This is a genomic window from Thermosulfuriphilus sp. (assembly GCF_054026695.1).
In genome coordinates this window covers 16,179-40,350 of record NZ_JBPMLP010000032.1, presented here as the reverse complement: position 1 = coordinate 40,350, position 24,172 = coordinate 16,179, and the positions used below count along the sequence as shown (strand labels likewise).

The 24,172-nt window shown below is 53.3% G+C and carries 19 protein-coding genes and 1 pseudogene; 12 read left to right on the top strand and 8 right to left on the bottom strand.

Features of this window, described 5'->3' with window-relative positions; all coding sequences use genetic code 11:
- Window positions 1–15: 15 nt before the first annotated feature.
- On the top strand, window positions 16–702 hold the full coding sequence (locus ACXJJX_RS05030; protein ID WP_456432792.1) for a ferredoxin-like domain-containing protein: 687 nt from the start codon (window positions 16–18) through the stop codon (window positions 700–702).
- Between the two features lie 80 nt (window positions 703–782).
- On the opposite strand, the gene ACXJJX_RS05025 is transcribed toward ACXJJX_RS05030, so the two are convergent.
- The 5 genes from ACXJJX_RS05025 to ACXJJX_RS05005 form a co-directional block, all read right to left on the bottom strand.
- Complete coding sequence (locus tag ACXJJX_RS05025) at window positions 783–1,043, bottom strand: hypothetical protein (protein ID WP_456432790.1); 261 nt, start codon at window positions 1,041–1,043, stop codon at window positions 783–785.
- Between the two features lie 172 nt (window positions 1,044–1,215).
- A complete protein-coding gene (locus ACXJJX_RS05020) occupies window positions 1,216–1,674 on the bottom strand; it encodes a hypothetical protein (RefSeq protein WP_456432788.1) in 459 nt (152 codons plus the stop codon).
- 44 nt (window positions 1,675–1,718) lie between these two features.
- A complete protein-coding gene (locus tag ACXJJX_RS05015) occupies window positions 1,719–2,510 on the bottom strand; it encodes a DUF4198 domain-containing protein (protein WP_456432786.1) in 792 nt (263 codons plus the stop codon).
- Between the two features lie 51 nt (window positions 2,511–2,561).
- Window positions 2,562–4,391: a TonB-dependent receptor plug domain-containing protein gene (locus tag ACXJJX_RS05010; protein ID WP_456432784.1), complete on the bottom strand. Its 1,830-nt coding sequence runs from the start codon at window positions 4,389–4,391 to the stop codon at window positions 2,562–2,564.
- 124 nt (window positions 4,392–4,515) lie between these two features.
- Window positions 4,516–5,361 carry a class I SAM-dependent methyltransferase gene (locus ACXJJX_RS05005; RefSeq protein WP_456432782.1) on the bottom strand — a complete coding sequence of 282 codons (846 nt, stop codon included), beginning with the start codon at window positions 5,359–5,361 and terminating at the stop codon, window positions 4,516–4,518.
- Window positions 5,362–5,510: 149 nt separating this feature from the next.
- Here ACXJJX_RS05005 and ACXJJX_RS05000 point away from each other — a divergent pair, with 149 nt between their 5' ends.
- The 5 genes from ACXJJX_RS05000 to sfsA all read left to right on the top strand — a co-directional run bounded on the left by ACXJJX_RS05000 (window position 5,511) and on the right by sfsA (window position 11,820).
- Window positions 5,511–9,053, top strand: coding sequence for a 4Fe-4S dicluster domain-containing protein (locus tag ACXJJX_RS05000; protein ID WP_456432780.1), 3,543 nt, complete (start codon window positions 5,511–5,513; stop codon window positions 9,051–9,053).
- Window positions 9,050–10,048: a transglutaminase-like domain-containing protein gene (locus tag ACXJJX_RS04995; protein WP_456432778.1), complete on the top strand. Its 999-nt coding sequence runs from the start codon at window positions 9,050–9,052 to the stop codon at window positions 10,046–10,048. Before ACXJJX_RS05000 ends, ACXJJX_RS04995 begins: the two co-directional genes overlap by 4 nt.
- Before the next feature lie 41 nt (window positions 10,049–10,089).
- Entirely contained in the window at window positions 10,090–10,632 is a 543-nt protein-coding gene (locus tag ACXJJX_RS04990) for a PepSY-associated TM helix domain-containing protein (RefSeq protein WP_456432776.1), read from the top strand.
- Between the two features lie 77 nt (window positions 10,633–10,709).
- On the top strand, window positions 10,710–11,057 hold the full coding sequence (locus ACXJJX_RS04985) for an IscA/HesB family protein (RefSeq protein WP_456432774.1): 348 nt from the start codon (window positions 10,710–10,712) through the stop codon (window positions 11,055–11,057).
- 22 nt (window positions 11,058–11,079) lie between these two features.
- Window positions 11,080–11,820, top strand: coding sequence for a DNA/RNA nuclease SfsA (gene sfsA / locus ACXJJX_RS04980; protein WP_456432772.1), 741 nt, complete (start codon window positions 11,080–11,082; stop codon window positions 11,818–11,820).
- Between the two features lie 5 nt (window positions 11,821–11,825).
- On the opposite strand, the gene ACXJJX_RS04975 is transcribed toward sfsA, so the two are convergent.
- The 3 genes from ACXJJX_RS04975 to ACXJJX_RS04965 form a co-directional block, all read right to left on the bottom strand.
- Entirely contained in the window at window positions 11,826–12,575 is a 750-nt protein-coding gene (locus ACXJJX_RS04975; protein WP_456432770.1) for a DUF169 domain-containing protein, read from the bottom strand.
- 265 nt (window positions 12,576–12,840) lie between these two features.
- Window positions 12,841–14,010 (bottom strand): ABC transporter substrate-binding protein, encoded by a 1,170-nt coding sequence (locus ACXJJX_RS04970; protein WP_456432768.1) that lies wholly within the window; start codon window positions 14,008–14,010, stop codon window positions 12,841–12,843.
- 124 nt (window positions 14,011–14,134) lie between these two features.
- On the bottom strand, window positions 14,135–14,524 hold the full coding sequence (locus ACXJJX_RS04965; RefSeq protein WP_456432766.1) for a cytochrome c3 family protein: 390 nt from the start codon (window positions 14,522–14,524) through the stop codon (window positions 14,135–14,137).
- 240 nt (window positions 14,525–14,764) lie between these two features.
- Between ACXJJX_RS04965 and ACXJJX_RS04960 the strand changes: the two genes are divergently transcribed.
- From ACXJJX_RS04960 to ACXJJX_RS04935, 6 genes and pseudogenes are all read left to right on the top strand, one after another.
- On the top strand, window positions 14,765–16,528 hold the full coding sequence (locus tag ACXJJX_RS04960; RefSeq protein WP_456432765.1) for a formate--tetrahydrofolate ligase: 1,764 nt from the start codon (window positions 14,765–14,767) through the stop codon (window positions 16,526–16,528).
- Between the two features lie 183 nt (window positions 16,529–16,711).
- Window positions 16,712–17,614 carry a bifunctional methylenetetrahydrofolate dehydrogenase/methenyltetrahydrofolate cyclohydrolase FolD gene (folD, locus tag ACXJJX_RS04955; RefSeq protein ID WP_456432763.1) on the top strand — a complete coding sequence of 301 codons (903 nt, stop codon included), beginning with the start codon at window positions 16,712–16,714 and terminating at the stop codon, window positions 17,612–17,614.
- A gap of 66 nt (window positions 17,615–17,680) precedes the next feature.
- Window positions 17,681–19,672 carry an anaerobic carbon-monoxide dehydrogenase catalytic subunit gene (cooS, locus tag ACXJJX_RS04950; protein ID WP_456432762.1) on the top strand — a complete coding sequence of 664 codons (1,992 nt, stop codon included), beginning with the start codon at window positions 17,681–17,683 and terminating at the stop codon, window positions 19,670–19,672.
- 78 nt (window positions 19,673–19,750) lie between these two features.
- Window positions 19,751–22,813, top strand: coding sequence for an FAD-dependent oxidoreductase (locus ACXJJX_RS04945; protein ID WP_456432761.1), 3,063 nt, complete (start codon window positions 19,751–19,753; stop codon window positions 22,811–22,813).
- 21 nt (window positions 22,814–22,834) lie between these two features.
- The gene (locus ACXJJX_RS04940; RefSeq protein ID WP_456432760.1) at window positions 22,835–23,599 is read left to right on the top strand and encodes a hydrogenase iron-sulfur subunit; all 765 of its coding nucleotides are present in this window, start codon (window positions 22,835–22,837) and stop codon (window positions 23,597–23,599) included.
- Between the two features lie 86 nt (window positions 23,600–23,685).
- Window positions 23,686–24,162: pseudogene (locus ACXJJX_RS04935) on the top strand (4Fe-4S dicluster domain-containing protein); the annotation flags it as partial.
- Between the last annotated feature and the right edge of the window lie 10 nt (window positions 24,163–24,172).

Sequence of the window (24,172 nt, the reverse complement as noted above, 5' to 3'; positions counted from 1 at the left end):
AGAAGGAGGTTCATTATGCTTAAAGACGGAGAGAAGGGAGCTGTGCTTCAAAGAGACAAGACCACTTACGCCATCGTTCCCCATGTTCCCTTGGGAGTGGTGACCCCTGAGTTCCTGCGTCGGATCGCCGATATTGCCGAAAAATACGGTGCTAAGGCCCTTAAACTCACCAGTGCCGATCGAATTGCCATTGTCGGCATCAAAGAGGAAGACATCGATCGTATCTGGGAAGAGCTCGGGGTTGACCCTGGGGCAGCGGTAGGGGCCTGTGTGCGCAGTGTTAAAGTCTGCCCGGGGACAACCTTTTGCCGTCTAGGGCAACAGGATGCCATCGGTCTGGGGGCCGAACTTGACAAGCGCTATCATGGCTATCAGCTTCCGGCCAAGTTCAAAATTGGAGTCGCCGGTTGCCCCAACCAGTGTAGCGAGACCTGTATTAAGGATCTCGGTTTTATCGGCAAGGGTCGGGGCTGGACGATCACTGTCGGCGGAAACGGTGGGGCCCGGCCAAGGCTGGCCCAGACTTTGATTGAAAACGTCTCCACCGAAGAGGCCCTGGAGATTGCCGACCGGATTATCAAGTATTATGAAAAAAACGCCAAAAAGATGGATCGTCTGGGAAGACTCATTGACCGGATAGGCTTTGAGGAGTTTAAAAAGGCCATCCTTGGTGAGTCCACTGAGGCTAAAAAGGTGGCCTAAAGATTGACCGGGGATCCTTAGAAAAAGACAAGGGGCCCAATCATTGGGCCCCTTGATGTGGTTTTAAGGCCTTCTGGGACTTACTGGCGCCCAGATAGGAATTCGACGATCTTCTCCCTCTCCTCAGAAGTTAACTCCGCCCCATGGCGGATCATCCGATCAACGGTCTTCTCCCATTCCTCCCGAGAAAACTTGGCCTTATAGATGCGCTCCGTGGTATGACAGAGGCTGCAGCGCTTCTTGATTATGGCCTCTACCTCCCTGTTTTCTCCCGGGCCACGATCACAAGAGGCAAGGAAGAAAGGTAAAACCAGAGTCAACCACCAGATCTTTCTTTTCACCAGGGACCTCCTTAAAGAGTAAAATTGATCCAATTTAATCTTAAATTCTAAGCAGTATCTGTTTTAGGATCAATGCCTTCAGCCATGGATCCGCTAAAGGGGCCCGCTTACAATCTCTGGGCGTTTCTTCTCATCCATGGATATGGCCTGGGGCCCATCCAGCAAGGACATTTTAGGAACTGAGCCTTCTCAAGGCCCAGTAAAAGAGGAATATCAACCCCAGGCCCCCTAGGGCCCTGACTGTGATCTGGCCAGATGGCCCGTCTTCTCTGGCTAAAGGGGGGGCCTTGATGAGTGGTTGCAGGTCCTGGGTGTTTATCTTTAGCTCCAGTTTGTGCCCTAGGCCGTCAGAGACGATGATCAAGTAGGTGCCAGGTGGGTCTGGATAGAAGAGAAACCGGCCCTGGGCATCTGTGGCCCCGGCCTGAAAGGGAAGTTTCCCCCCTTCACGGTAAACCTTCACCGGACAGTAGGCCATGGGGGAGCCATCGTCATAATAGGCCTCAATTCCCAGGCCACCTTTGATTATCCGGCTTCCCACCCGGTGGGCTTGGCCAGGAGAGGAAATGACTAGCAGGAGAAACAGTACCACCAAAGGAAGAGCCAGCCAGGGGCGATCCCTAGGGGGCATCTGGCTGGCCCTTCCTCTACATCTCTGTCTAGAAGACCAATCCATCATCTGACTTCAAAGGTAAAGGTGGCCACCATCTTATAGATATCGCACTTATTAGTCTCTGGATATGGTTTGGTGTAGCGGACCATTATCAGCCAGGTCCCTCGCTGATCTACCCGTATGAAGGCCTTCCCTTGGGCATTGGTTTCAGTGGTATAGGCAAAATTGGTCTCTCCAGTGGGGGAGAAGCCGGCATAGGTGGCATAGATGAAATGTTTAGATAGTGGGCGCCCTTCGAGGAGGACCTTGACCGGGAGATATTCGCCTGGTCTAAGCTGGGCCGGGTCCTTCATAGGGACAATCTCCAGTCTTTGGCCGACGATCTTTTGGTAGGCCTCGCCGGAGGCCTGACCTACGGCAATGACGGCCTTGGCAAAGCCTTCGGAATATTTGCACTCGATAACGTCCTTTAGGCCTTCTTTAGAGCGGCGCTGGTATCCGGAGACTGTTTTGGTAAAGAATCCAGGCTTTCTTTGGGCTACCAGGAGCCAGGTCCCTGAACTCTCAAGGGGCCTTTGGGTCTTGAAGATGATAGGGAGATCTTCTGCCCCAACAGAGATCTTTTCCCCTTGAGGCCCCAGTAGATATATCTCTTCGACCCGATCTTGGGCCAGAAAATCACCCCCCTGACCAGGAAAGGAATGCCCCCAGCCGAGGGTCATGAGAAGGCTCTCTCCAGGCATCAGAGTATAGGTCCGTGGATTGAGCCACATAAAGTGGGCCGAAGCCGTTCCTTCAGCCAAGATCCAAAAAATGATGGCAACCAAAACAATCAATTTTTTTCCCTTAGTCATCCTTATAAAACCTCCCTTAATCTGTATTTTTGATTATGCCCCCCAAGGCGCCTAGAACTTGAGTCTGGTTCCTAAAAAGAGGCTTCTTCCCGCCCAATCCCTGCTGGGCTCGCCGTAGTTGGTCTCAAAGAGATTGTCTATCTCCATGAAGACTTCCATCTGGGAGTTAATTTCCTGGGTTATCTTGATCTCGGTCAGCCAGTAGGAATCGAGTTCCTTGGTATTGCTGGTGTTGGTATAGACCCTGTCGACGAATTGAGTTCCCAGACGGGCCTTAAACCCACGGAGACCTCGATATTCAAGGCCCAGGGCCAAGGTGTGGCGGGGGGAGTAGGGAAGATCCTTGCCGGTGTCCTTGTTTTCCGTCTCAAGGTAGGTATAGCTAAGGTTCAAGTTTATTCTGGCCCCAAGCCTTCCCTTTAAGGCCAACTCGACCCCCTCGGTATAGGCCTCCTGGACATTTTCATAAGTTCTGACCGGGATCCCGCCGATGGTTTCGTTGGTTTCGACCCGAACGACCATGTCTTCAAGATCGTGGCGAAAGAGACTGATCGAGGTCCAGAGTCCTCTTCCAAAGACCTTCTCAAGCCCGAGGCTAACTCCCCAAGAGGTTTCAGGATCGAGCCTGGGATTTGATTTTATGTAGTAGCTCCCGTGGAGGAAGGGTTCTTTGTAGTAGAGCTGTCTGATGGTGGGAGATTTAAAGGATCTCCCCAGAGAGGCCCTGATCTTGGTACTCTCGTCAAAGGCCACCATGGCCGCTATCCGGGGGCTGAACTGGCTGCCGAAGACAGAATGGTCGTCATACCTTCCTCCGACCACCAGAGATAGCCTCTCTCCCCAGGCCCTGATCTCGTCCTGAAGGAAGAGGCTCCTGGTGTCAATGGTCTTGGTGGCCAAGTTGTAGTCAAGCTCTTCTTCCAGAAATTCTCCGCCTAGGGTCAACTGGTGCCCCGGGAAAATGGCCCTGGTCAGTTGGATTTCGGCCTGACGGTAGGCCATGTTTCCCTTGCGTTCGGTATAGCCTGGGGTGAAGTGATGAAAGTCCCAGTTGTAAAGGTAGCCGCTTATCCTCACTTGGTCTCCGTTTCTTAGGGTCCAATTCAGGCTGGGAGCCAGGCGGAGCTTTTCTTCTTCAGCATAGTCCCGGTCGCGTTCTTCCCACTTAAAGGTAAGTCCCAAGGAGAGATCCCGCCCCAGGCGCTGGCTGGCCCGAGCCCAGAAATGATCCCGGCGATAGTGATCTCCTGGTCCTCCGTATTTGCGGCGGTCAGCCTCTTCCCGGTCAAGACTAAGGAGGATTCCCGATCCTTTGGCTCCCAGGGGCCCCCCTCCGGTAAGGTTAACCATCTTGGTTTTGTAGCTTCCGTAGAGGGCCGAGCCATTGAAAAAGGTCCTTGTGGGGGCTGGTCGAGTGATAATATTGACTACTCCGACCACGGCATCACTTCCGTAAAGCACAGAGCCCGGTCCCTTGACCACCTCTATCCGATCTATTAACTCCAGGGGGATCTGATTGAGGCCGTAGCCATACTCACCCATGCCTCCCCCTTTGACCCTCTGGCCATCAATAAGGACCAGACCGTAGCCATTGTTGAGATCAAGGCCTCTTATTCTGGTACGCCAAGCAGAAATACCTGGGAGATCCTCGGCCCTGACGAAGATTCCCGGGCTGTAGCGCAGGAGGTCGCTTACAGTAAGGGCGCTTGAATCCTCGATCTCCTGGCGGTCTATAACCAGTGTCTCTACCGGGACGTCCTTTAGACTGTGGGGGGTTTTAGTGGCCGTGACTACAATTTCTGGCAGTTCCTTGACTTCTTCCGGCTCTGAAGCCCGTACAGGAGTAGCCAGACACAAAAGGGCAACCAGCAGAAAAAACATCGCCAACCTCCTTGCCATGTTTTTTGAGAAAATAACACTTAACAAAAAAATTAAAAAAGTGCCACTATCTTTATTATCAAAGTCGATCTTCCTGAGAATCCTGAGAAAAGGAAGGCGGATAGGGTTAGCAGAGTTTTTTGTCGAGGAAGATAAAGGCCAGCTTTGTTCTGGTAACGTCTTTAAAGTATCCGGCCCGAAGTCTTTCTCTTACTAGTTCTCGGGCGATGAGGGCGTCGGTTTCTGTTGGTTCCTTATAAAAGCTTAGAGACCACAGGAGATAAGAGATTCCTTCTTCTTCGGAGAGCTTAAGCTCCCAGGTCTCATTAAAAAAAGTTATCTCTGGTAAATAGCCGAGACCGTAGAGATAGTTGAAAAGGGTAACCGCATTGGAAGAGAACCATCTTAAGTCTTCTCCTGTGGCCCGGCGGTAAAGCCTTAAGAAAAGCTCATTCTCATAGGGGCCAGCCCAATAGACCAGAGATACGTAGCGGCGCGAGGATCTGAGCATCTTGTCGAGTCCTCCCAGCTCATCAAGGACAGGACTCATGGAGCAGAAGACAAGATCAAATGCCTGTTCAGGCTCAAAGGAGAACCAATCTTCACAGATAGCCCGAATATTTCTAAGCCCTTGGGCTGCGGCCCGATTTCTGAGCTCCTCGATCATGGCCGCCGAGATATCAAGACAGGTGACCTCTTTTACCTTTGGGGCCATAAGAAGGCCAAAGGTTCCGGGACCAGAGCCTATATCCAAAACGGTTTTCTCCAATCCCAGAGCCCCTTTCCGCTCAAGGCCTGAGACCACCTTCCTGACCATTTGGCCATAAGTGGTTGAACTTACAAACTCCTGGTAACTTCGAGCAATAAAATCCCAGCGCTTGGCCTCAAACCCCCGCCTGATCAATGACCAGTCGGTTTTCCGGCCAAAATAATCTCTCCAAAAACCAGCACTCAAGGGATCCAGATGAACCATACCTTAATACTATCAATTTTTATTTAATGACACAATATTTATTTTTTTAAAAAAAGAATGCCAATGATTGTTTTTTTCTATTCTATTTATCGAGACAATTAATGATTTCTATTGGACTGTTTTGGCTTCCTTGGCTTATAAAGGCGGGCATGATTAACAGGCGCACTTTTTTAAAGGTCTCGGGGCTTCTTTTTTTCTTCGGCCCCCAGTTTCTGGCTTCTGGCCAAGCTGTCTCTAAGGGGAAGTTGTTTCGTCCTGTCCTGGTTATAGACCAGAGACGATGCCTGGGATGTCGGGCCTGTGTGATTGTCTGCAAGGAGGCCAAGGGGGCGGGAGAGCTTTTCCCCCTGACTCTTGAGCTCAAAGAGAAGGGAACATATCCTGGGGTGAGGCCGTATTTTGAGCACCTTGTCTGCCGGCAGTGTCAGAGACCTCTTTGTATTGCCGCCTGCCCCAGCCGGGCCCTTAGGCAGGATCAGGGAGTGGTTAGGGTCGATACTGATCGATGTCAGGGCCTTGGGTCTTGTCTAAAGGTCTGTCCATATCCAGGGGGGATCGGTCTTGATCCGCTTGATCAGAAGGCCAAGAAATGCGACTTCTGCCTGGAAATCCTAAATAAGGGAGGTCTTCCTCGCTGTGTGGAAATCTGTCCCTCTGGGGCCCGGATATTCGGAGACCTTATGAATCCTACCGGTCCGTTAGCCGTCCTTGTGGCCCAGAGATCACTTCGGGAGATTTTAAATCGTACCCTTCAGATAGAGATCCCCCGGGGATCCTCTTCCCCAAAAAGGACGCCTTGGCCGCGTCGCCTTTGCTCCTCTCTGCCCCTGGGAGGCGGGAGGCGTCTGGTTCATACGGTTTGTCTGGCCTGCAATGCCCGCTGTGGTTTAAGGATCTGGACCAAGGGGGAAGAGATTATCAGGGTCGAAGGCAATCCCTATCATCCCTACAACCGCCGTGGACAGCCCATTCCTTATGAGACCCCAGTGACCGAAAGTCTCAAAGAGACAGCCAGTACCTGTGCCAAACCTCAATGTGATAGAGACTATCTGGAAAATCCCTACCGGGTTCTCCAGCCCCTTAAGCGTCATGGTCCCCGAGGATCAGGGCATTTTGTTCCCATCTCTTGGGAAAAGCTCATCAGGGAGATAGCCGAAGGGGGAAAGCTGTTTGCCCACCTAGGCGACAATCGCCAATATCCAGGCCTTCGGGAGATTTTAAGCGATGATCCCATTGACCCGGCGGCTCCAGAGCTTGGGCCCCGTCGCAATCAGCTTCTCTGGCTCACCGGCCGTTCCCAGGCCGGACGCAAACACTTCATCAAGCGCTTTGTCTCCCAGGCCGTGGGTTCCAAAAACTATATAGGCCACACCGACATCTGCGGGCTGGGCTTTAGGATGGGTAACTGGGCCTTGACTGGAGGGCAACAGGTGGAACTCAAGGCCGATCTCTGGGACTGTCGTTACATGCTCATCTTTGGGGCCAATATCTATGCGGCCCTTCAGCCCGGTTTAAACACCGCCGGGGCCATCTTGGCCGACCGAGCTGCCGCTGGGGAGCTCAAGTTTGTGATTATTGATCCCCGGGCCCACGAGGCTGTGGCCCAGGCCTACGACTGGTTGCCGGTGCGCCCCGGAAAGGACGGGGCCTTGGCCTTAGGTATCCTGAGGGTCCTTTTGGAAGAAGGCCTTTATGATCAGGATTTTCTTAGCTTAGCCACTAGCGAGGGGGCTAGAGAGATAGGGCGTAATGTCTTTAGCAACGCCACCCATTTAGTAGTTTCCGATCCAGAACATCCTCGATGGGGCCACCTTTTGAGGGTGGCCGACCTAGGGATTAGCGGTCCTCTGGAGGATCCGGTAGCTATTTCCCCAGATGGGAGCCACTTTTTGCCAGCCTCCAAGCTAAAAAGAGGCCTTCTTGACTGGCAAGGAAAGATTGAGCTTAAAGATGGTAGTCGCCCATTGGTCAAAACAGCCTTTAGACTCCTTAAAGAAAGTGTCCTGGCCCACGATCTCTCCTTCTATGCCCGGGAAGCAGGTATCCCTGAGGACAAGATCCGTCAAACGGCCCGTGATTTTGCCGCCCATGCCCCCAAAAGCGCCGCATTTGCCTACCATGGTGGAGGAAACTACCTGGGTGGAACTTATGCCAGCTATGCCATAGCCCTTCTTAATGTCATGGTGGGGAACATCAATCTCAAGGGAGGCTATCTTCCCCCAGGAGGTGGTGCCGGGAATTGGCAAAAGGGAATCTATAATCTTAAGTCCTTCCCAGGGGCCCGTCGCCCCCAAGGGATCAAAATCTCCCGGGAAAAGGCCGCCTACGAGAAGACGACCGAGTATCGACAAAAGGGCTATCCCTCTAAGCTCCCCTGGTTTCCTTTTACCAAAGGGGGGCTTTCGGTCTCAGCCCTCTGTGGGGTTGACCAGGGTTATCCCTATCCCATAAAGATTCTCTTTACTTATTTTTTTAATCCCATCTACAGCGTGCCTGGAGGGGAGCGCTTCCGGGAGACGTTTGCCTCGGTAGAAAAGATTCCCCTTCATGTCTCCATCGATATCACCATCAACGAAACCAACATTTACGCCGATTACATAGTTCCGGATGTTACCTATCTCGAAGGTCACTACGGTTTTCTAACCCCGCATGCTCCGGCCCAGAGGTTTACGGCTGTAAGGACTCCGGTTGTCTCCCCCCGGACAGGCCGCACTAAAGACGGTCGGCCCTATTCTCTGGAGACCTTTCTCATCGACCTCGCGGAGCATCTGGGCCTAGCGGGCTTTGGTAAAGGTGCCATTATGGATGCTAGGGGCGGCCTTTATGACCTTCATCGGGCAGAAGACTACTACCTGAGAGGACTGGCCAATCTGGCCTACTCAACTGGTCTCCCCCCGGCGGATCCGGAAGAACAGGCCTATGTTGAGGCCAACTATCCGGTGGCTGCTTATCGTCAGATCCTCAGTCCTGAAGAATGGGCTAGGTGTTGTCGGATCCTGGCCCGGGGCGGGGTCTTCTGGCCTCCGGAATCGGCCTTTGATCCCCAAGGGAACCTCAAGGGTGGTCTACCCCAAGTCTTCATCTGGAACGAAGATCTAGCCACCTCCAGACACAGCCTTACCGGGGATAGATTCTGGGGCACTGTGCGCTACGAGAGGCCCAGGGATGCCCGGGGGCGCCTGATAGACGAGGATCCTGAATACCCCTTTGTTCTCATCACCCACAAGATGGCCCTTCACACCCAATCACGAACCATCTGCTACCGGGATGCCCTTCTTCTGGAGTCAGAGCCGCCGGTGCTTCTTAATCCGAAAGACGCCTCTTCCCTTGGGCTTAAAGATGGAGAAACGATAAAGATCATCTCCCGTTCCCATCCCAGGGGTCTTAAGGGGCGTCTTCGGCTCTCCCACCGGGTTCGCCCCGGCTGTCTGGTAATCCCTCATCATTATGGCCACTGGCAACATGGGGCCTCCGAACTCTTTGTCCCCGGGGGCCAGAGGGTCTTTTTAGGCGGGGAGAGGGTCGTCAAGGGCAATCGTCTCCTGGCTGATCCGACCCGGGCCCAGGGCCTGAGCCCTAATCTTTTGAGCCTTCTAGATGAAGGCCTCATGTCTCTGCCTCTGGTCGATGTCCTGGGGGGAATTCCGGATTTTAGTAGCACCAGGGTCAAGGTTGTAAGGGGGGGACAATGAAGAGACCTCTAGCACTGGTTTTTTGCTTTCTTTGGTTGGCCTCTTCCCTGGCCGCTGCCGAGTTAGAAAAAGGTCTTCTTATCTGGGACTTCAAGCTCCTTGTCCCTCAGGGGGCCAAGAAGGCCCGGCTCTGGGTACCTTACCCGCCGACAACTGAATATCAAAAAATAGAGGCCCCGGAGATCTTCGGTAATTATTCCTATCAGGCCGTACTTACCGATTCTTTGGGGAATCTGATTATCTACGCCGAATGGGATCTTTCCCGAAGAAGCTCTCCGGAGATGAAGATTCGCTACCGGGTGGCCAGGAGGGAGCTCGTCAGGAAGGATTTCCCCTCAGGACAGGAGCCCTGGAATCCAAAACATCTTGCCTCTTACCTTAGGCTGGACTTTCCGGCTGAAGAGATCACTGACCTGGCGGCAGGGATTACCCGGGGCAAAAAGACCGTCCATCAAAAGGCCCAGGCCATCTACGATTGGGTGGTGGAGAACATGCGTCGGGACCCAAAGGTCAAAGGCTGTGGCCGGGGCGACGTCTGCCGCCTTTTGAGCAGGCGAGCCGGCAAGTGTGCCGACATAAGCTCTGTCTTTGTGGCCCTGTGTCGGGCGGCGGGAGTTCCAGCTCGGGAGGTCTTTGGCATTCGCCTGGGGCGAGGAGAAGATGTTGAGGTTACCAGATGGCAACATTGCTGGGCCGAGTATTTTGAGCCCGGCTATGGCTGGGTTCCGGTAGATCCGGCCGATGTTCTCAAGGCCATCCTCGTCCGGGGCAAGGATCTCAAAGATCCAGAGATTGTCCGTCTTAGGGAGTATTTCTTTGGGGCCATTGATCCCTATCGCCTCAGACTGACCTTGGGACGAGGGTTAGATCTTAATCCCCAGGTCAGCACTCCCCTCAACTACTTCATGTATCCCCACCTGGAGATAGATGGTCAATCAATAGATCCCCTTAAGCCCGATGAGTTTGCCTACGAGATCTATTTTGAGCCCCTCTAGGGCTTGCCTTTCGGGATCAGATCTATAAGTTAGAGATCCTCATGAGAATATGGCTCCGAAGGCTACATCGGTGGCTGGGAGGGGTTCTCTTGATGCCTCTCATATTTTACTGTCTTACCGGAATCCTTCTCAATCACCGGCGTCAATTTGGCTACTTCGTCCACAAGGTCCGCCAAGAAAGGGATATTCCTCCGGCAGACACCTCTGCCCTTAAAGACTTTCTTGAGGGCTACAAGGCCAGAATCGGTTGTCCTGATGATCCAAGGGTAATCAGGATTCATTCCGATGGACGGATCGAGTTTCTTTACGGCCCCCACGGCCAGACTACCTATATAATTGATCCTCAGGGTGGCAGGATGGAGATCGTTCAAAAAAAGCCCAGACAGCCCTTTTTCAAGCTTAATGCCCTTCATCAAGTGGCCCCTGGGGTGGCTCACTGGTGGGCCTGGGGAGCCGATGTCTTGGCCTTGCTGATCTTGGTCCTTTCCTTAAGCGGGCTTTTAATCACCAAGCTCTCTTTCCTGGACTATATACTGCTTGTCTCCGGGGGGCTTGTCCTTTTGGCCTTAATTGTCTGGATCTAGATATGGACATTTGGGGAACAGAAAGTATAATAACGGCTCTAATTTTTAGAACCCTTAAAGTTTAGGAGGTTTTTTCAATGCTTCAGGTCACTCCGACAGCCGTAAACAAGATCAAAGAATTCGTCTCAACCAACAACGTTACCGGTTGTATCCGAGTCACCCTTATGGGGGGCGGTTGTATAGGGCCTTCCTTAGGGCTAGTTCTGGATGAGGCCCGTCCTGGAGACAAAGAATTCGAGATAGAAGGTCTTACCTTTGTGGTCAATGATTCTCTTCTGAATCATACTGGAGGGATCAAGGTTGATTTTGTAGAGCCCGAGGATTCTTGTGGCTGTGGTTGTGGTGGCGGTGGTTTTACCATCACCTCCGAAAAACCCCTGGCCCCCAGTTGCGGAAGCTCTTGTGGGGCTGGATCCTGCTGTTAAGCCATCGCTGTTAAAGGGGGCATTGAAGGTTCGCCTGCCCCTTTTTGTCCCCCAGGCCTTGGCCCTCTTCCGGGAGAGACCCAATCGCTTTCTGGCCATTGTGGACATAATCTCTCCCGGGAGAGAAGACTCAGTCAAGGTCCATGTCCACGATCCCGGAAGGCTTCCGGATCTTCTTCTTCCTGAAAATGAGGTCCTCTTGCGGCGGGCAAGAAGGCTTAGAGGAAGAAAGACCTCCTGGGATCTCATTGCCGCCAAGGCCAAAGGACACTGGGTTCTTAGCCACTCTGGTCTCCATCGGGGCATCGTCGAAAAGATCCTCGCCACCCCGGAGATAAGCCCCTTTGGGCCAGTAAGTTTTCGGCCCGAACCAAAGAGGGGAAGACGGAGGCTGGATTTTCTCCTTACTGATTCAAGGGGGCAACGCATCTGGCTCGAGGTCAAAGGCTGTACCTTGGCTAAGGGATCCTTGGCCATTTTCCCTGACGCCCCGACAAGCCGGGGAGCCAGCCATCTTGAGGAGCTCATCTCTATAAGGGAGGCTGGGGAGCGAGCGGCAATCCTGATCCTTGTCTTCCGGCCCGAGGCCCGGGCCTTTGCCCCCTGCGGAGAGGTTGACCCCCGTTTTGCCGCCCTTTTCTTTAAGGCCTTGTCTGCTGGTGTTGAGGCCTATCCTCTGCTTCTTGAATACTTGCCAGAAGAAGGGGCCCTTGATTACCGGGGAATCATCCCCGTAGTAAACTCCAATCACCGGTCCCCTTAGGAGCTTTACTTAAAGATCACCAAAGGACAGTTGCCGCAGACATCAAGCCCAACATAGTCTCGACTTCCGGGAAGAAGAGAGGCTCCTTGCTTGTTGACCCTTTCTTCAAGTCGTTCCATTGTCTTTTCAAAGATCGACCAGGGAAAGTAGAGGATGATCTCTCCTCGCTCCATCTTCCCCGAGGTATAGGCCCCGGGGCAGGCCAAAGAGAGCTCAATCCCTCCGCTCTGATAGGCTGAAACGGCCGTGGCACAAAAGGCCCCGTTTACCTTGTGGGTGAGGGAGAGAGTCGGCTGATTGAGACCGGCAATGGTGTCATCGAGAAGATGGCCAGCCTGGAGGGTATCGCAGACAATAAGGACCACATCGGCAGGAAAGGGAAGCTTCTCGAGGGGATAGAGGCTGATTCCCTTGAGTTCTCGGGGAGCAAGGCGGGGTCTGGTGGCGTAGAAGCTTTCCGCAGTTCCGGTTTCGGGGAAAAACTTCTTTAAGGCCTTGAGACATTTTTCCCGCTCCTGGCGAAAACCAAAGACATCAGCGGCGGTAACACAAGAGATCGATTCTCGGCTAACTTTTGTAGAATATCCGCTCATTCTCACAAAGGCCACAAACTGGCAGAAGGTCAGGCGATGCTTGCAGGTTTTATCTACCCTGAGGCCGGAAAAATCCTCTTCTTCAAAGTGAAATTTGATCCCTACCGGATAGTGATAGAGTTTGAGATTCTTAAAGAGCATCTCCTGCCACTGAGCAAACATTTGTGTCCCCCCTTGAGAAAACTGTTCTGGCCGGACCTACAGAACGACAAACCTTTTCTTTCATTCTTTAGTCTCTTAAGAGATCTGATAACCTGAGGCAGAGAAGATAGCCGTTCTGGGAAAGGAGTCAAATTGTTATTTAAAATCAGGCCACATTGAATGATAGACAGAATCTATTGTGATTCGTTTAGAGATTTTAAGTGAGTAAAAGTTGGGGGATACTGGTCCGGTCCGAACCTTACGGACCAGACCAGACTAAGGGGTGTCAGTAGTCAACCAGCTTCCAACGTCCATTCTCCACCTTGACGATGATCATGGAATCTACATCCAAACCGCAGTGATCCTTGGGAGAAAGACGATAGATGCCGGAGATCCCTACATAGCCGTTTATCTGTTCGATGGCCTTCCGCAGGGCCTCACGGTCGTCTCCGGCGACCTTAAGGGCCTGGGCGAGGATGTTCACTGCATCCCAAGCATAACCGGAATGGGTGTTTAGAGGGAATTTTTCTCCTAGATGGTAGACTTGATTGTAGAGGTGAACAAAGTGGGCAATGACTGGCTTCTGGGGATCACTCTCTGGAAGTTCTCTCCAGGCCATGAGTTTGGTGGCGGGCATCAGATTTCCCTCGGCCGCAGGACCTGCCAGTTCGATATACTTCGGGCCGGGGAGACCATGACACTGGAAAAGAGGCACCGAGACCTTTAACTGGCGAATGTTTTTGGCCACAATGGATCCGGCCGGGCCTATGGTCCAACAGACGATGGCCTGGGGTTTGGTGGTCATGATCTTAACGATCTGGCTGGTCATGTCCGTATCTCTAGGGTTAAATGATTCGGAGGCAAGGATTTTTATCCCGTATTCGGGAGCCAGTTTTTTCAACCAGCGCCGACCGTCCTGACCAAATCCGTCTGAGGCCGTAAGAAGGGCGATTTCCTTAATGTGCATTTTTTGCATGTAGGCGTAGATCTTGCGTACTGCGATAGAGGACCTTTGGGGGGTCTTAAAGATATAGCGGGCTGTGCCCAGACGTCCTCCTTCCATGATGACCGGGTCCCCCCCTACAGTCATGATTATCGGGACCCGGGCCTGTTCAAAGAGCCTCTTTACGGCCATACCGGTATCCGTCCTGGTGGGTCCAATAACGGCGACGACTTTATCCACATTGATAAACCGTTTGGCTACCATGACCGCTTTGGTCGGATCTCCCTCTGTGTCGGCGGTGATGAGCTTAATCGGCCGGCCATTGATCCCCCCGGCCTTATTGATCTCAGCCACTGCCATCTCGGCCACCAGTTTGGTAGGAGTTCCAATAAAGGCCGCTGGCCCTGAGAGGGCAAAGAAGGCCCCAATCTTAATGGGAGCCTCATCCTGGGGCCAAACCGATATTGGCAGACAAAGGACGAGCAGAAGGACAATCCCCAGCCGTCTTAACATCTTAGACCTCCCAAATAATTTTATGTCCTTATTAACAGCCCACCTTTTTCCTGGTCAAACCAAAATAAAAAGGGAGGGCTAAGCCCTCCCTTTTTATTTCCACAGCAGATCCTTAACTTAAAGGCTACTTCTTATGGCAACCGTTACACTTGGTTGGGGCCTTCGGGTGGTTGGCGGCCATCTTCTTGTGGCAACCCTTACAGGTCTTGTGGAAGACGCTCATGGGTTTGCGATATTTGGCCGGCATATTGGTATTGCCCTTGTTGTGGCAGGTCTCACACCTTTCATTCTTCTGTCCTTCTTTGTAAGGGACCTTCTTGCCGCCTTCTACTCCATGATGGCAGTCACCACACTTAAGGCCCTTGGCCTGATGGGCATGGTGGTTAAAGGTCACGGTTCCTTTTCTGTTCTCCAGCTTAAAGACCGCCGGGCCTTCTCCGGCAATGGCCAAGCCCGCCAAGGTCAAACCCAGGCTACAGACCAGAGCCACAATCCATACATGTAACCTGCTCATAATAAAACCCTCCTTCCTCATTATATTTTTTAAGTTCCTAGTACCTTTTATTGCCAAAGCCAAAAATTCCAACTGAATAGGTATTCATTCCTTGCTGTTCTATATTTTTAAGGCCTTTGTTGTCAAGCAGGAAAAACGACCTTCCAGGTACGGTTATGTTTGACAAAGGCCTAGAAATGATTGTAGGTAAACGCCCAATGAAGTTTTTCATCAGCCAAAGTTTTATGCAGGAGGTATGCCATGAAGCTTGATCCGACCAAGATGAAAGACTGGGAGATCGCCGCCGAGTGCGAAAAACACATGAAGACCGTCTATCAGCTGGCCGACGAACTGGGCCTCACTAAGGAAGAGCTTCTTCCTTATGGCCATTATGTGGCCAAACTGGACTACAAGCTCATCCTGGAGCGTCTCAAAGATCGTCCTAATGGGAAGTATATTGATGTGACCGCCATCACCCCCACTCCCCTTGGTGAAGGGAAATCCACGACATCTATTGGTCTCATCGAGGGTCTTGGCAAAAGGGGCAAAAAGGTCATCGGTGCCTTAAGGCAGCCTTCTGGAGGCCCGACCATGAACATCAAGGGGAGTGCCGCCGGAGGAGGTCTGGCCCAGATCATCCCCCTTGATAAGTTTTCCTTGGGGCTGACCGGAGATATCAACGCCGTTATGAACGCCCACAACCTGGCCCTGGTGGCCCTTACGGCCAGAATGCAGCACGAGGCCAATTATGACGACGAGATCCTAGCCAAAAAGAACCTGCGTCGCCTGAATATTGATCCTAAACGGGTTGAGCTTGGGTGGGTGATTGATTTCTGCGCCCAGGCCCTGCGGCACATTGTCATTGGCTTAGGGGGCAAGATGGACGGCTATCCCATGGAGAGCAAATTCTGGATCGCCGTGGCCAGCGAGGTTATGGCTATCTTGGCCGTAGCTCGGGATCTTAAAGACTTTCGGGAGCGGATTGGGAAAATCGTCGTCGCCTTCGATAAATATGGCAATCCCATTACCACCGAGGATCTAGAGGTAGCCGGGGCTATGTGTGCTTGGATGGTCGATGCCATCAACCCCAACATGATTCAGACCCTTGAGGGCCAGCCAGTACTTATTCATGCCGGTCCATTCGCCAATATCGCTATTGGTCAGAGCTCTATCATCGCCGACTACGTGGGGCTGAAACTGGCCGATTACCACGTAACTGAAAGTGGATTTGCCGCCGATATCGGCTTCGAGAAGTTCTGGAACCTTAAGTGTCGTTTTTCTGGCTTGGTGCCTAACTGCGTGGTCATTGTGGCTACTATCAGGGCCCTGAAGTGCCACGGCGGGGCTCCTATTCCGCGTCCTGGCCAGCCCATGCCTAAGGAATATCTGGAGGAGAATGTCGAGTGGGTCGAGAAAGGGTGTGCCAACCTGCTTCATCATATCGAGACAGTGAAAAAGAGCGGCACCAACCCTGTGGTCTGCATCAATGCCTTTTACACCGATACCAAGGCTGAAATAGAGGCCGTGCGTCGTATTTGCGAAGAGGCTGGAGCTCGGGTGGCTGTCTCCGAACACTGGCTCAAAGGCGGCGAAGGAGCCCTTGAACTGGCCGATGCCGTGGTTGATGCCTGTGAAGAGCCGGTCAACTTCCGTTTTCTCTACGATCTGGATATGCCCCTTAAGCAACGGATTGAGCTTATTGCCAAAGAGGTTTATGGGGCCGATGGAGTCTCTTATTCACCTGAGGCGGAGAAGAAGATTCAGCTCATCGATGCTGATCCTGAGCTCCGGAAGCTCGGGACTTGCATGGTTAAGACCCATCTTTCCCTCTCCCACGATCCCAACCTTAAAGGAGTTCCCAAAGGCTGGACCCTTCCGGTCCGTGATATTCTCATTTACCGGGGAGCTGGCTTTGTCGTTCCCGTGGCTGGAGCCATCAGCCTCATGCCAGGAACGGCCTCTGATCCGGCCTACCGCCGCATCGATGTCGATGTAGAAACCGGCAAAGTGACCGGCCTCTTCTAGATGGGGCAAAAGCCCCCGCCTCCCGGGGTTATCTACCCCAGGAGGCGGGGGCTTAAAAGAGACTCCTAATCTCTAAGTACTTATTCTAGCGATCTTTTGGGATGTGTTCCTTTTGGCACATATTTGGCTAGTAATTAACAGGCCTCTTGAGGCCAAAAGCTGACAGAGATGGGGAGGTAAGACGTGGCGGCAAAGATTATCAGTGGTAAGGATATAGCGAAGGAGATCCGTGAGGGGCTTAAGGCCGAGGTAGCTGAGCTTAAGGAAAAGCATGGGGTGGTCCCCGGTCTGGTAACTATTCTTGTCGGGGAGAATCCGGCCTCGGTCTCCTATGTTACTGCCAAACAGCGGACGGCCCACGATCTGGGCTTCCATTCTATTCAAGACAATCAACCTGAAGACATTACGGAAGAGGCCCTTCTTTCCTTGATTAAAAAGTATAATGAAGATCCGGCCATCCATGGCATTCTGGTTCAGCTTCCCTTGCCGCGCCATATTGATGAGCGCAAGGTCATCTATGCCATTGATCCCCGTAAGGATGTCGATGGTTTTCATCCGGTAAATGTAGGCAAGATGGTCATCGGAGAGCCTTGTTTCCTGCCCTGTACCCCCTATGGCATCCTGATTCTCCTTGAGAGGGCCGGGGTGGATGTCTCTGGGGCCGAGGCCGTGGTGGTCGGCCGGAGCAACATTGTTGGCAAACCCATTGCCAACCTCTTGATCCAGAAAAGAAAACCGGTAGGCAATGCCACGGTAACGGTCTGTCATACGGGGACCAAGGATCTCACTTTCCACACCAAGCGGGCCGACATCCTCATTGTCGCTGCTGGCAGGCCCAAGGTTATCACCGGAGATATGGTCAAGGAGGGAGTGGTCGTCATTGATGTCGGGGTCAATCGGATTGGGACTACTCCAGAGGGCAAGGCCATTCTCTGTGGCGATGTCGATTTTGACTCTGTCAAGGAGAAGGCCGCGGCCATTACCCCTGTGCCCGGCGGGGTAGGTCCGATGACCATCACTATGCTCATGAAGAACACCCTAGAGTCTGCCAAAATGTGGGCCGGTCTTCCCAGTGAGGTGGCCTGAAATGTTGACTAATTCTTAGAATCATTTTAAATTGTCGCTCCAATCCTGTAAAAGGGGGCAAATCTAATGGATACGAGCAAAAGATTTAAGGGCAACGGCAGCTGTCCCAGCATTCAGTGCCTGGTTAACCAGGAGGTTCTCTGTCAGGAGCCGGCCCAGGGGGTAATTACTGCCGCCCACCGGGTGGCCAACCGAGGGGCTACCCCCTGTCTCTTCGGTCAAGGGGGGACCTGTTGTCGCAACTGTAATATGGGCCCCTGTCAGATTATCGAAGGGGTCGAAGAGATGATCGGCATCTGTGGGGCTACGGCCTCAACCGTGGCTGCTCGGAATTTTGCCCGCATAGTGGCTGCAGGCTCTGCCTCCCACTCTGATCATGCCCGTGAGACCGTGTTGGCTTTTATCGCCACGGCCAAGGGCGAGACTCCGTATGAGATCAAAGACACCATTAAGTTGCGCCGGGTGGCCACTTGGTTGGGGATTGATCCCACGGACAAGGATACCCAGCAGCTGGCCCTTGAGGTAGGGGAGAAGGCCCTGGCTGAGTTCGGCAAGCAGGAAGGGGCCCTTCTTTTCACTAAAAGAGCTCCAGAGAAGCGTCAGGAGATCTGGGACAGTCTGGGGATCACCCCTCGGGGCATAGACCGTGAGGTTGTTGAGACTATGCATCGAACCCACATGGGGGTAGATCAGGATTATCGGCATATTTTTCGTCAGGCTGCCCGCTGTGCCTTGGCTGATGGCTGGGGTGGGTCAATGCTGGCTACCGAGCTTCAGGATATCATGTTTGGCACCCCTGTTCCCCTGCGGACGGTAGTCAATTTAGGGGTACTCAAAGAAGATATGGTCAATATCACTGTCCATGGTCACGAGCCGGTGGTGGCCGAGGCCTTGGCTATGGCCGCTCAGGATCCGGAGATCATTGCCGAGGCCAAGAAAGTTGGGGCTCAGGGGGTCAACTTGGCAGGAATCTGCTGTACAGGAAATGAAGTCCTCATGCGTCGGGGAATCCCCATTGCTGGCAGTTTTGTCCAGCAGGAAATCGCCCTTACAACCGGGGCCGTTGAGGCCATGGTGGTCGATGTTCAGTGTGTCATGCAGTCCCTGCCGGAGATTGCTCGCTGTTTTCACACCGAGATCATTACCACCAGTGACCGGGCTGAGATTGTTGGTGCCACCCATATCCCCTTTGACCATCACCGGGCCCTGGAGGTGGCCAAGGACATTATCAGGCGGGCCATTGCTCGGTATCCCAAACGGGGCAAGGTCTATATACCCAAGGCCAAGATGGACGTAATCGCTGGCTTCAGCCATGAGACCATCCTTTACATCCAGGGTGGCCGGTTCCGGGCCTCTTATAAGCCCCTTAATGACAACATTATTAATGGCCGCATCCTTGGAGTGGCGGCCATCGTCGGTTGCGATAACTTTCGCGTCCAGGATGAGATTCATGTGGAGCTAGCTAAGGAGCTTATTGCCAACAACGTCTTGGTGTTGACCACCGGATGCGCTGCCACAGGTCTTGGCCGGGCTGGCCTTCTGTCTCCTGAGGCTGCAGAGCTTGCCGGTGAGGGCCTGAGAGAGGTCCTTGAGGCCGTGGGTTGTCCTCCGGTGCTACATATGGGCTCCTGTGTAGATAATAGCCGGATCCTTATCGCCGCCACCGAAATGGTTCGCACCGGCGGTTTAGGAGAGGATATTAGTGATCTCCCGGCTATAGGCTGTGCTCCGCAGTGGATGAGTGAGAAGGCCATTGCCATTGGTCAGTACTTTGTGGCCAGTGGGGCCTCGGTGGTCTTTGGGGCCCCATTCCCAACGACCCAATCCAAAGAGGCTACAGACCATCTCTTCCGGGAGATGGAGGAGATCTATGGAGCTAAGTGGCTTTTGGCCAAGGAGCCTAAGGATTTTGCCTCTATCATGATTGATCAGATTCGCCAGAAGAGAAAGGCCCTCGGTCTTGATAAGAAACGGGAGCGGGTGCTGTTCGACATGGCTATGAGGCGCCAACTGGACAGCCCTCTCCATGGTGCTGGTTGTCACGGGCCGAGTGCCTAGGCCTGCATATTGATCTTGATTCTCTCTTAAGGGCCGGGTAAAACCGGCCCTTATAGCAATCAAAGACAGGAGTGAGGTATGGCCAAAAAGAAAAGAGGTGCTGTCTTGGTTTTGGGAGGGGGAGTGGCCGGAGTTCAGGCCGCCTTGGATATCTCGGAGTTGGGCTTTTATGTCTACCTAGTAGATAAGTCTGCCTCTATCGGCGGGGTAATGGCCCAACTGGATAAGACCTTCCCGACCAACGACTGTAGCCTCTGAATTCTGGCGCCTAAGCTGGTGGAGGCCGGTCGGTCTCCCAACATCGAGATTATTACCAGTGCGGAACTCAGGTCTTTGGAGGGATCGCCAGGGGCCTTTCGAGCTCGGGTCTATAAACGGCCTCGCTATGTAGATGGGGATAAATGTACAGCCTGTGGGCTTTGTACCATGTATTGTCCTCGGCCGGTGGTTGACCTTTACAATGAACGCCTGGATATCACTCGGGCCGCCCACATAGATTATGCTCAGGCGGTGCCAACAACCTATTATATAGATCCCAACGAATGTTTTTATCTTCAACATGAGACTTGTCGTATCTGTACCAATGTTTGTCCAGCCAAGGCTATAGATTTTAGCCAACAGCCTGAGGAAATAGAGCTTGAAGTGGGGGCCGTGGTGCTGGCCACTGGTTTTGGCCGGGTCTCCGAAGAGGTTCTGGCCCGTTACGGTTACGGAAAGTATCCTGACGTGGTCACCAGCCTAGAGCTCGAAAGGATTATGTGTGCCTCTGGGCCCACTGAGGGGGCCATTCTCAGACCATCGGACCTCACCCATCCCAAGAAGATCGCCTTTCTGCAGTGCATAGGTTCCCGAGATGTCTCCTGTGGGCAGGGCTACTGTTCCAGTGTCTGTTGCATGTATGCCATCAAAGAGGCCTCTGTGGTCAAGGAGCACGATCCGGATATCGACATGGCCCTCTTTTATATGGATGTTCGTACTCAAGGCAAGGGCTTTGACGAGGCTCGAAAGAGGGCCGTGGAAAAACACGGATTGAGGGTCTACTATGCCCGGGTGCCCAAAGTGGAACAGGTTGGACGTCATCTGCTTCTTCATTTTGTCACTGAAGACGGGCGCCATCAGACCGAGGTCTTTGATATGGTCGTCCTTTCAGTCGGCTTGGCTCCACCGTCAGATGCGAAGAAGATCGCCGAAATTACCGGTATAGACCTGAACAAATACAACTTTGCGGCCACCAAACTCTCGAGCCCTCTGGCCACCAATAGGCCGGGAGTCTTTGTCATCGGGGCCTTCCAGGGTCCGAAAGACATCCCGGAGAGTGTCACTCAGGCCACAGGGGCAGCGGCCTTGGCCTCAGAACTCCTCAAAGAAGCTCGAGGCCAAGAGATCATCCAGAAAGAGTATCCAGAGGAGGATGAGGCCCTTGAACGGGAAGAGCCGCGAGTAGGGGTCTTCGTCTGTCATTGTGGGATCAATATCGCTGGAGTGGTCGATGTGGCTGAGGTAATGCGCTATGCGGCTCAGCTCCCTGGGGTGGTCCACGCTGAAAATGTTGTCTACGCCTGTTCTCAGGATGCCCAGCAGGGCTTAGTGGAAAAAATTCGGGATCTCAGGCTCAATCGAGTGGTGGTAGCTGCCTGCACTCCCAGGACCCATGAACCCCTGTTCCAGGAAACTCTGCGGGATGCCGGTCTCAATCCGGCCCTTTTTGACCTAGCCAACATCAGAGATCAGTGTTCCTGGGTTCACGCCAACGAGCCTGAGGCGGCCACAGAGAAGGCTAAGGATTTGGTGCGCATGGCCGTGGCCAAGGCCTTAGAGCTTGAGCCTCTTGAGCTTCAGACCGTTCCTGTAACCCCCAAGGCCTTGGTGATTGGTGGGGGCGTTTCGGGGATGACGGCGGCCCTTTCCCTGGCCGATCAGGGCTTTGAATGCTTCCTAGTGGAAAGAGAGGCTCGGCTGGGGGGTAATGTCCGCCGCCTTACGGCCACCATTACTGGTGAGGACCCCCAAGCTCTGGTAGAGACTCTTTCCCAGAACGTCAAGAAACACAAATTAATTAAGGTCTTCACCGGGGCCACGGTAGAAAGCATCTCTGGATATGTGGGCAATTTTACCTCGACCATCGTCTCCAAGAAGGGTACTGAGGTGGTTAATCACGGGGTCATAGTGGTAGCTACCGGAGGCCGACCCTATGAGCCCACCCAGTATCTGTACGGTAAGAACAAGCGGGTCGTCACCCAGCTGGAGCTGGAAAAACTCCTTAAGTCTTCGCCTAAGACCATCGGCAAGGCTAAAGAGATCGTCATGATCCAGTGTGTAGGTTCTCGCGGTGAGGACCTCCCCTACTGCAGTAAGGTCTGCTGTCAGCAGGCGGTAAAGAACGCCTTACGCCTGAAAGAGCTGGCTCCGGAGGCCCGGATTTTCATCCTCCACCGGGACATGCGGACCTATGGCTTCTCCGAGGATCTATATCGGGAGGCCCGTTCCAGGGGGATTGTCTTTGTTCGCTATCAGAAGGATCGCAAGCCCAAAGTGGAAGAGGCTGCCCGGGGGGCCCTGAGGGTGACTTTCTACGATCCTCTCCTGGGCGAGGAGATTGTGATCCAGCCCAACTACTTGGTTCTCTCTACGGGGATTGTTCCGGCAGACAATGGGGCCTTGGCCAAAATACTCAAGGCTCCCTTGACCGGCGATGGCTTCTTCCTTGAGGCCCACGCCAAGCTTAAGCCGATCGAGGTGGCGGTAGATGGCATCTACATCTGTGGTCTGGCCCACTCTCCTAAGCCCATTGAAGAGAGCCTAGCCCAGGCTCGGGCGGCAGCTGGCAAGGCGGCCATCCCTCTGGCCAAAGGTTCGGTAAGTGTGGCTCCCTTGGTCTCCAGGGTTAATCCGGACAAGTGTATTGGCTGTGGCATCTGTGCCACTCTTTGCCCCTATAAGGCCATCGAGATGGTCAAGGTGGGCAAGAGGAGAAAGGCCCAGACTATTGCTGCCTCTTGTAAGGGGTGCGGTATCTGTGCTAGTCATTGCCCGACACTGGCCATTTCGATGGGAGGCTTTACTGACGAGAGCATCTTTGCCCAAATAGATGCCTTTGGGCAGGAGAAGGTCATAGAGAAGAAGGCCCAGGAGGCGGCCTAAAACGAGAGTGAGGTTGAGTGTATGGCCTTTGATCCGCGTGTATTAGGTTTTTTCTGCCATTGGTGCTGTTATGCCGCAGCGGATTCGGCTGGTGTGGCTCGATACCAGTATCCCCCGAATATTCGGGTCATCCGGGTGATGTGCACCGGTCGGCTTGACCCTCGTTTTATTGTTGAAGGATTTCGGGTCGGGGCCGACGGTGTCTTTGCCGGCGGCTGACATCTCGGAGAATGTCATTACCAGTCTGGTAATTACGAAGCATTGGTTATGGCTGAGGTGAGTCGAAGATTACTAGAGATTGCTGGGGTAGATCCCGAACGCTTTAGTCTTGAGTGGGCCTCAGCAGCCGAAGCTCCTCGTTTTGTCCAGCTAGTCACCGGTTTTACCAAAAAGATCAAAGAACTTGGTCCCTTGGGGGGTAAAGAAGGGATCGATCCTGAAATCTTGACTCTCCGGCTTGAGGCAGCCCGGAGGGCTATGGAGTCCACCCGTCTGCGGAGCCTTTATGGGAATCTGGCCCGGGAGCTTAAAAAGGAAGACAACTACGACCCAGCACATCTAGCGGCCAAGGTAGAGGCCAAACTTCTGAAGACCCTTCGCTCAGAGACCTTCACTGAGGCCATTAAGCTCCTTCTGGCCGAGGGCCCCAGGTCTTCTCAAGAGCTACTCCAGGCCACGGGGGCTTCGGAGGAGGAGATGACCGAACTTCTGGCCACCTTGATTAAAAGGAAGGTCGTGGTCGAAGATGACGGCCGTTATGCCTTAGTTGCCAAAGAGGGAGCATAATCATGACCATAGTACCCAAGGAGCTGGATAAAGGTTTCCTTAAGGAACTGGGAACTGTCTAAGGGGGAGAGGCTGCCGCCTATTGTTTTACCTGTGGGGCCTGCTCCGGGATCTGTCCGGTGTCTCGGGCCAGCAAAACCTTTGATCCTCGAAAGATCGTCCACATGGCCGCCTTGGGCCTTGAGGATCGTCTTCTTTCTGGAGGGCTCGTCTGGGAGTGTTCTCAGTGTGAATCTTGCGTGTCTGTTTGTCCTCAGGAGGTGGCCCCGGCCAAGGTGATTGCCGCCCTAAGGGAGATGGCCCGCCAGAGGGGGTTGGTGACCAAAGAGAGGCTCTTTGAGTGGGGGAAGCTGGCTGTCGTCGATCCGGAACACTGTGTGGCCTGTCTGACCTGCGTTCGGGTTTGTCCTTTTTCTGCCCCCAGGGTGGTCAAGGAAGGCTATGCAGTGATTGATGAGACACTCTGCCGGGCCTGCGGTATCTGTGTCGTTGAGTGTCCGGCCCAGACCATAAAGCTCAAGAAAGCCCCTGAGGAAATGACCGGGGCTTTCAGCGATGCTTAGGAGATAAAGC

Bases quoted from the DNA above. Each gene is read 5' to 3' on its own strand.
- ACXJJX_RS05030 (WP_456432792.1), top strand. From the start codon at position 16: ATGCTTAAAGACGGAGAGAAGGGAGCTGTGCTTCAAAGAGACAAGACC.
- ACXJJX_RS05020 (WP_456432788.1), bottom strand. From the start codon at position 1,674: ATGCCCCCTAGGGATCGCCCCTGGCTGGCTCTTCCTTTGGTGGTACTG.
- ACXJJX_RS05015 (WP_456432786.1), bottom strand. From the start codon at position 2,510: ATGACTAAGGGAAAAAAATTGATTGTTTTGGTTGCCATCATTTTTTGG.
- ACXJJX_RS05010 (WP_456432784.1), bottom strand. From the start codon at position 4,391: ATGTTTTTTCTGCTGGTTGCCCTTTTGTGTCTGGCTACTCCTGTACGG.
- ACXJJX_RS05005 (WP_456432782.1), bottom strand. From the start codon at position 5,361: ATGGTTCATCTGGATCCCTTGAGTGCTGGTTTTTGGAGAGATTATTTT.
- ACXJJX_RS05000 (WP_456432780.1), top strand. From the start codon at position 5,511: ATGATTAACAGGCGCACTTTTTTAAAGGTCTCGGGGCTTCTTTTTTTC.
- ACXJJX_RS04995 (WP_456432778.1), top strand. From the start codon at position 9,050: ATGAAGAGACCTCTAGCACTGGTTTTTTGCTTTCTTTGGTTGGCCTCT.
- ACXJJX_RS04990 (WP_456432776.1), top strand. From the start codon at position 10,090: ATGAGAATATGGCTCCGAAGGCTACATCGGTGGCTGGGAGGGGTTCTC.
- ACXJJX_RS04985 (WP_456432774.1), top strand. From the start codon at position 10,710: ATGCTTCAGGTCACTCCGACAGCCGTAAACAAGATCAAAGAATTCGTC.
- ACXJJX_RS04975 (WP_456432770.1), bottom strand. From the start codon at position 12,575: ATGTTTGCTCAGTGGCAGGAGATGCTCTTTAAGAATCTCAAACTCTAT.
- ACXJJX_RS04970 (WP_456432768.1), bottom strand. From the start codon at position 14,010: ATGTTAAGACGGCTGGGGATTGTCCTTCTGCTCGTCCTTTGTCTGCCA.
- ACXJJX_RS04965 (WP_456432766.1), bottom strand. From the start codon at position 14,524: ATGAGCAGGTTACATGTATGGATTGTGGCTCTGGTCTGTAGCCTGGGT.
- ACXJJX_RS04960 (WP_456432765.1), top strand. From the start codon at position 14,765: ATGAAGCTTGATCCGACCAAGATGAAAGACTGGGAGATCGCCGCCGAG.
- cooS (WP_456432762.1), top strand. From the start codon at position 17,681: ATGGATACGAGCAAAAGATTTAAGGGCAACGGCAGCTGTCCCAGCATT.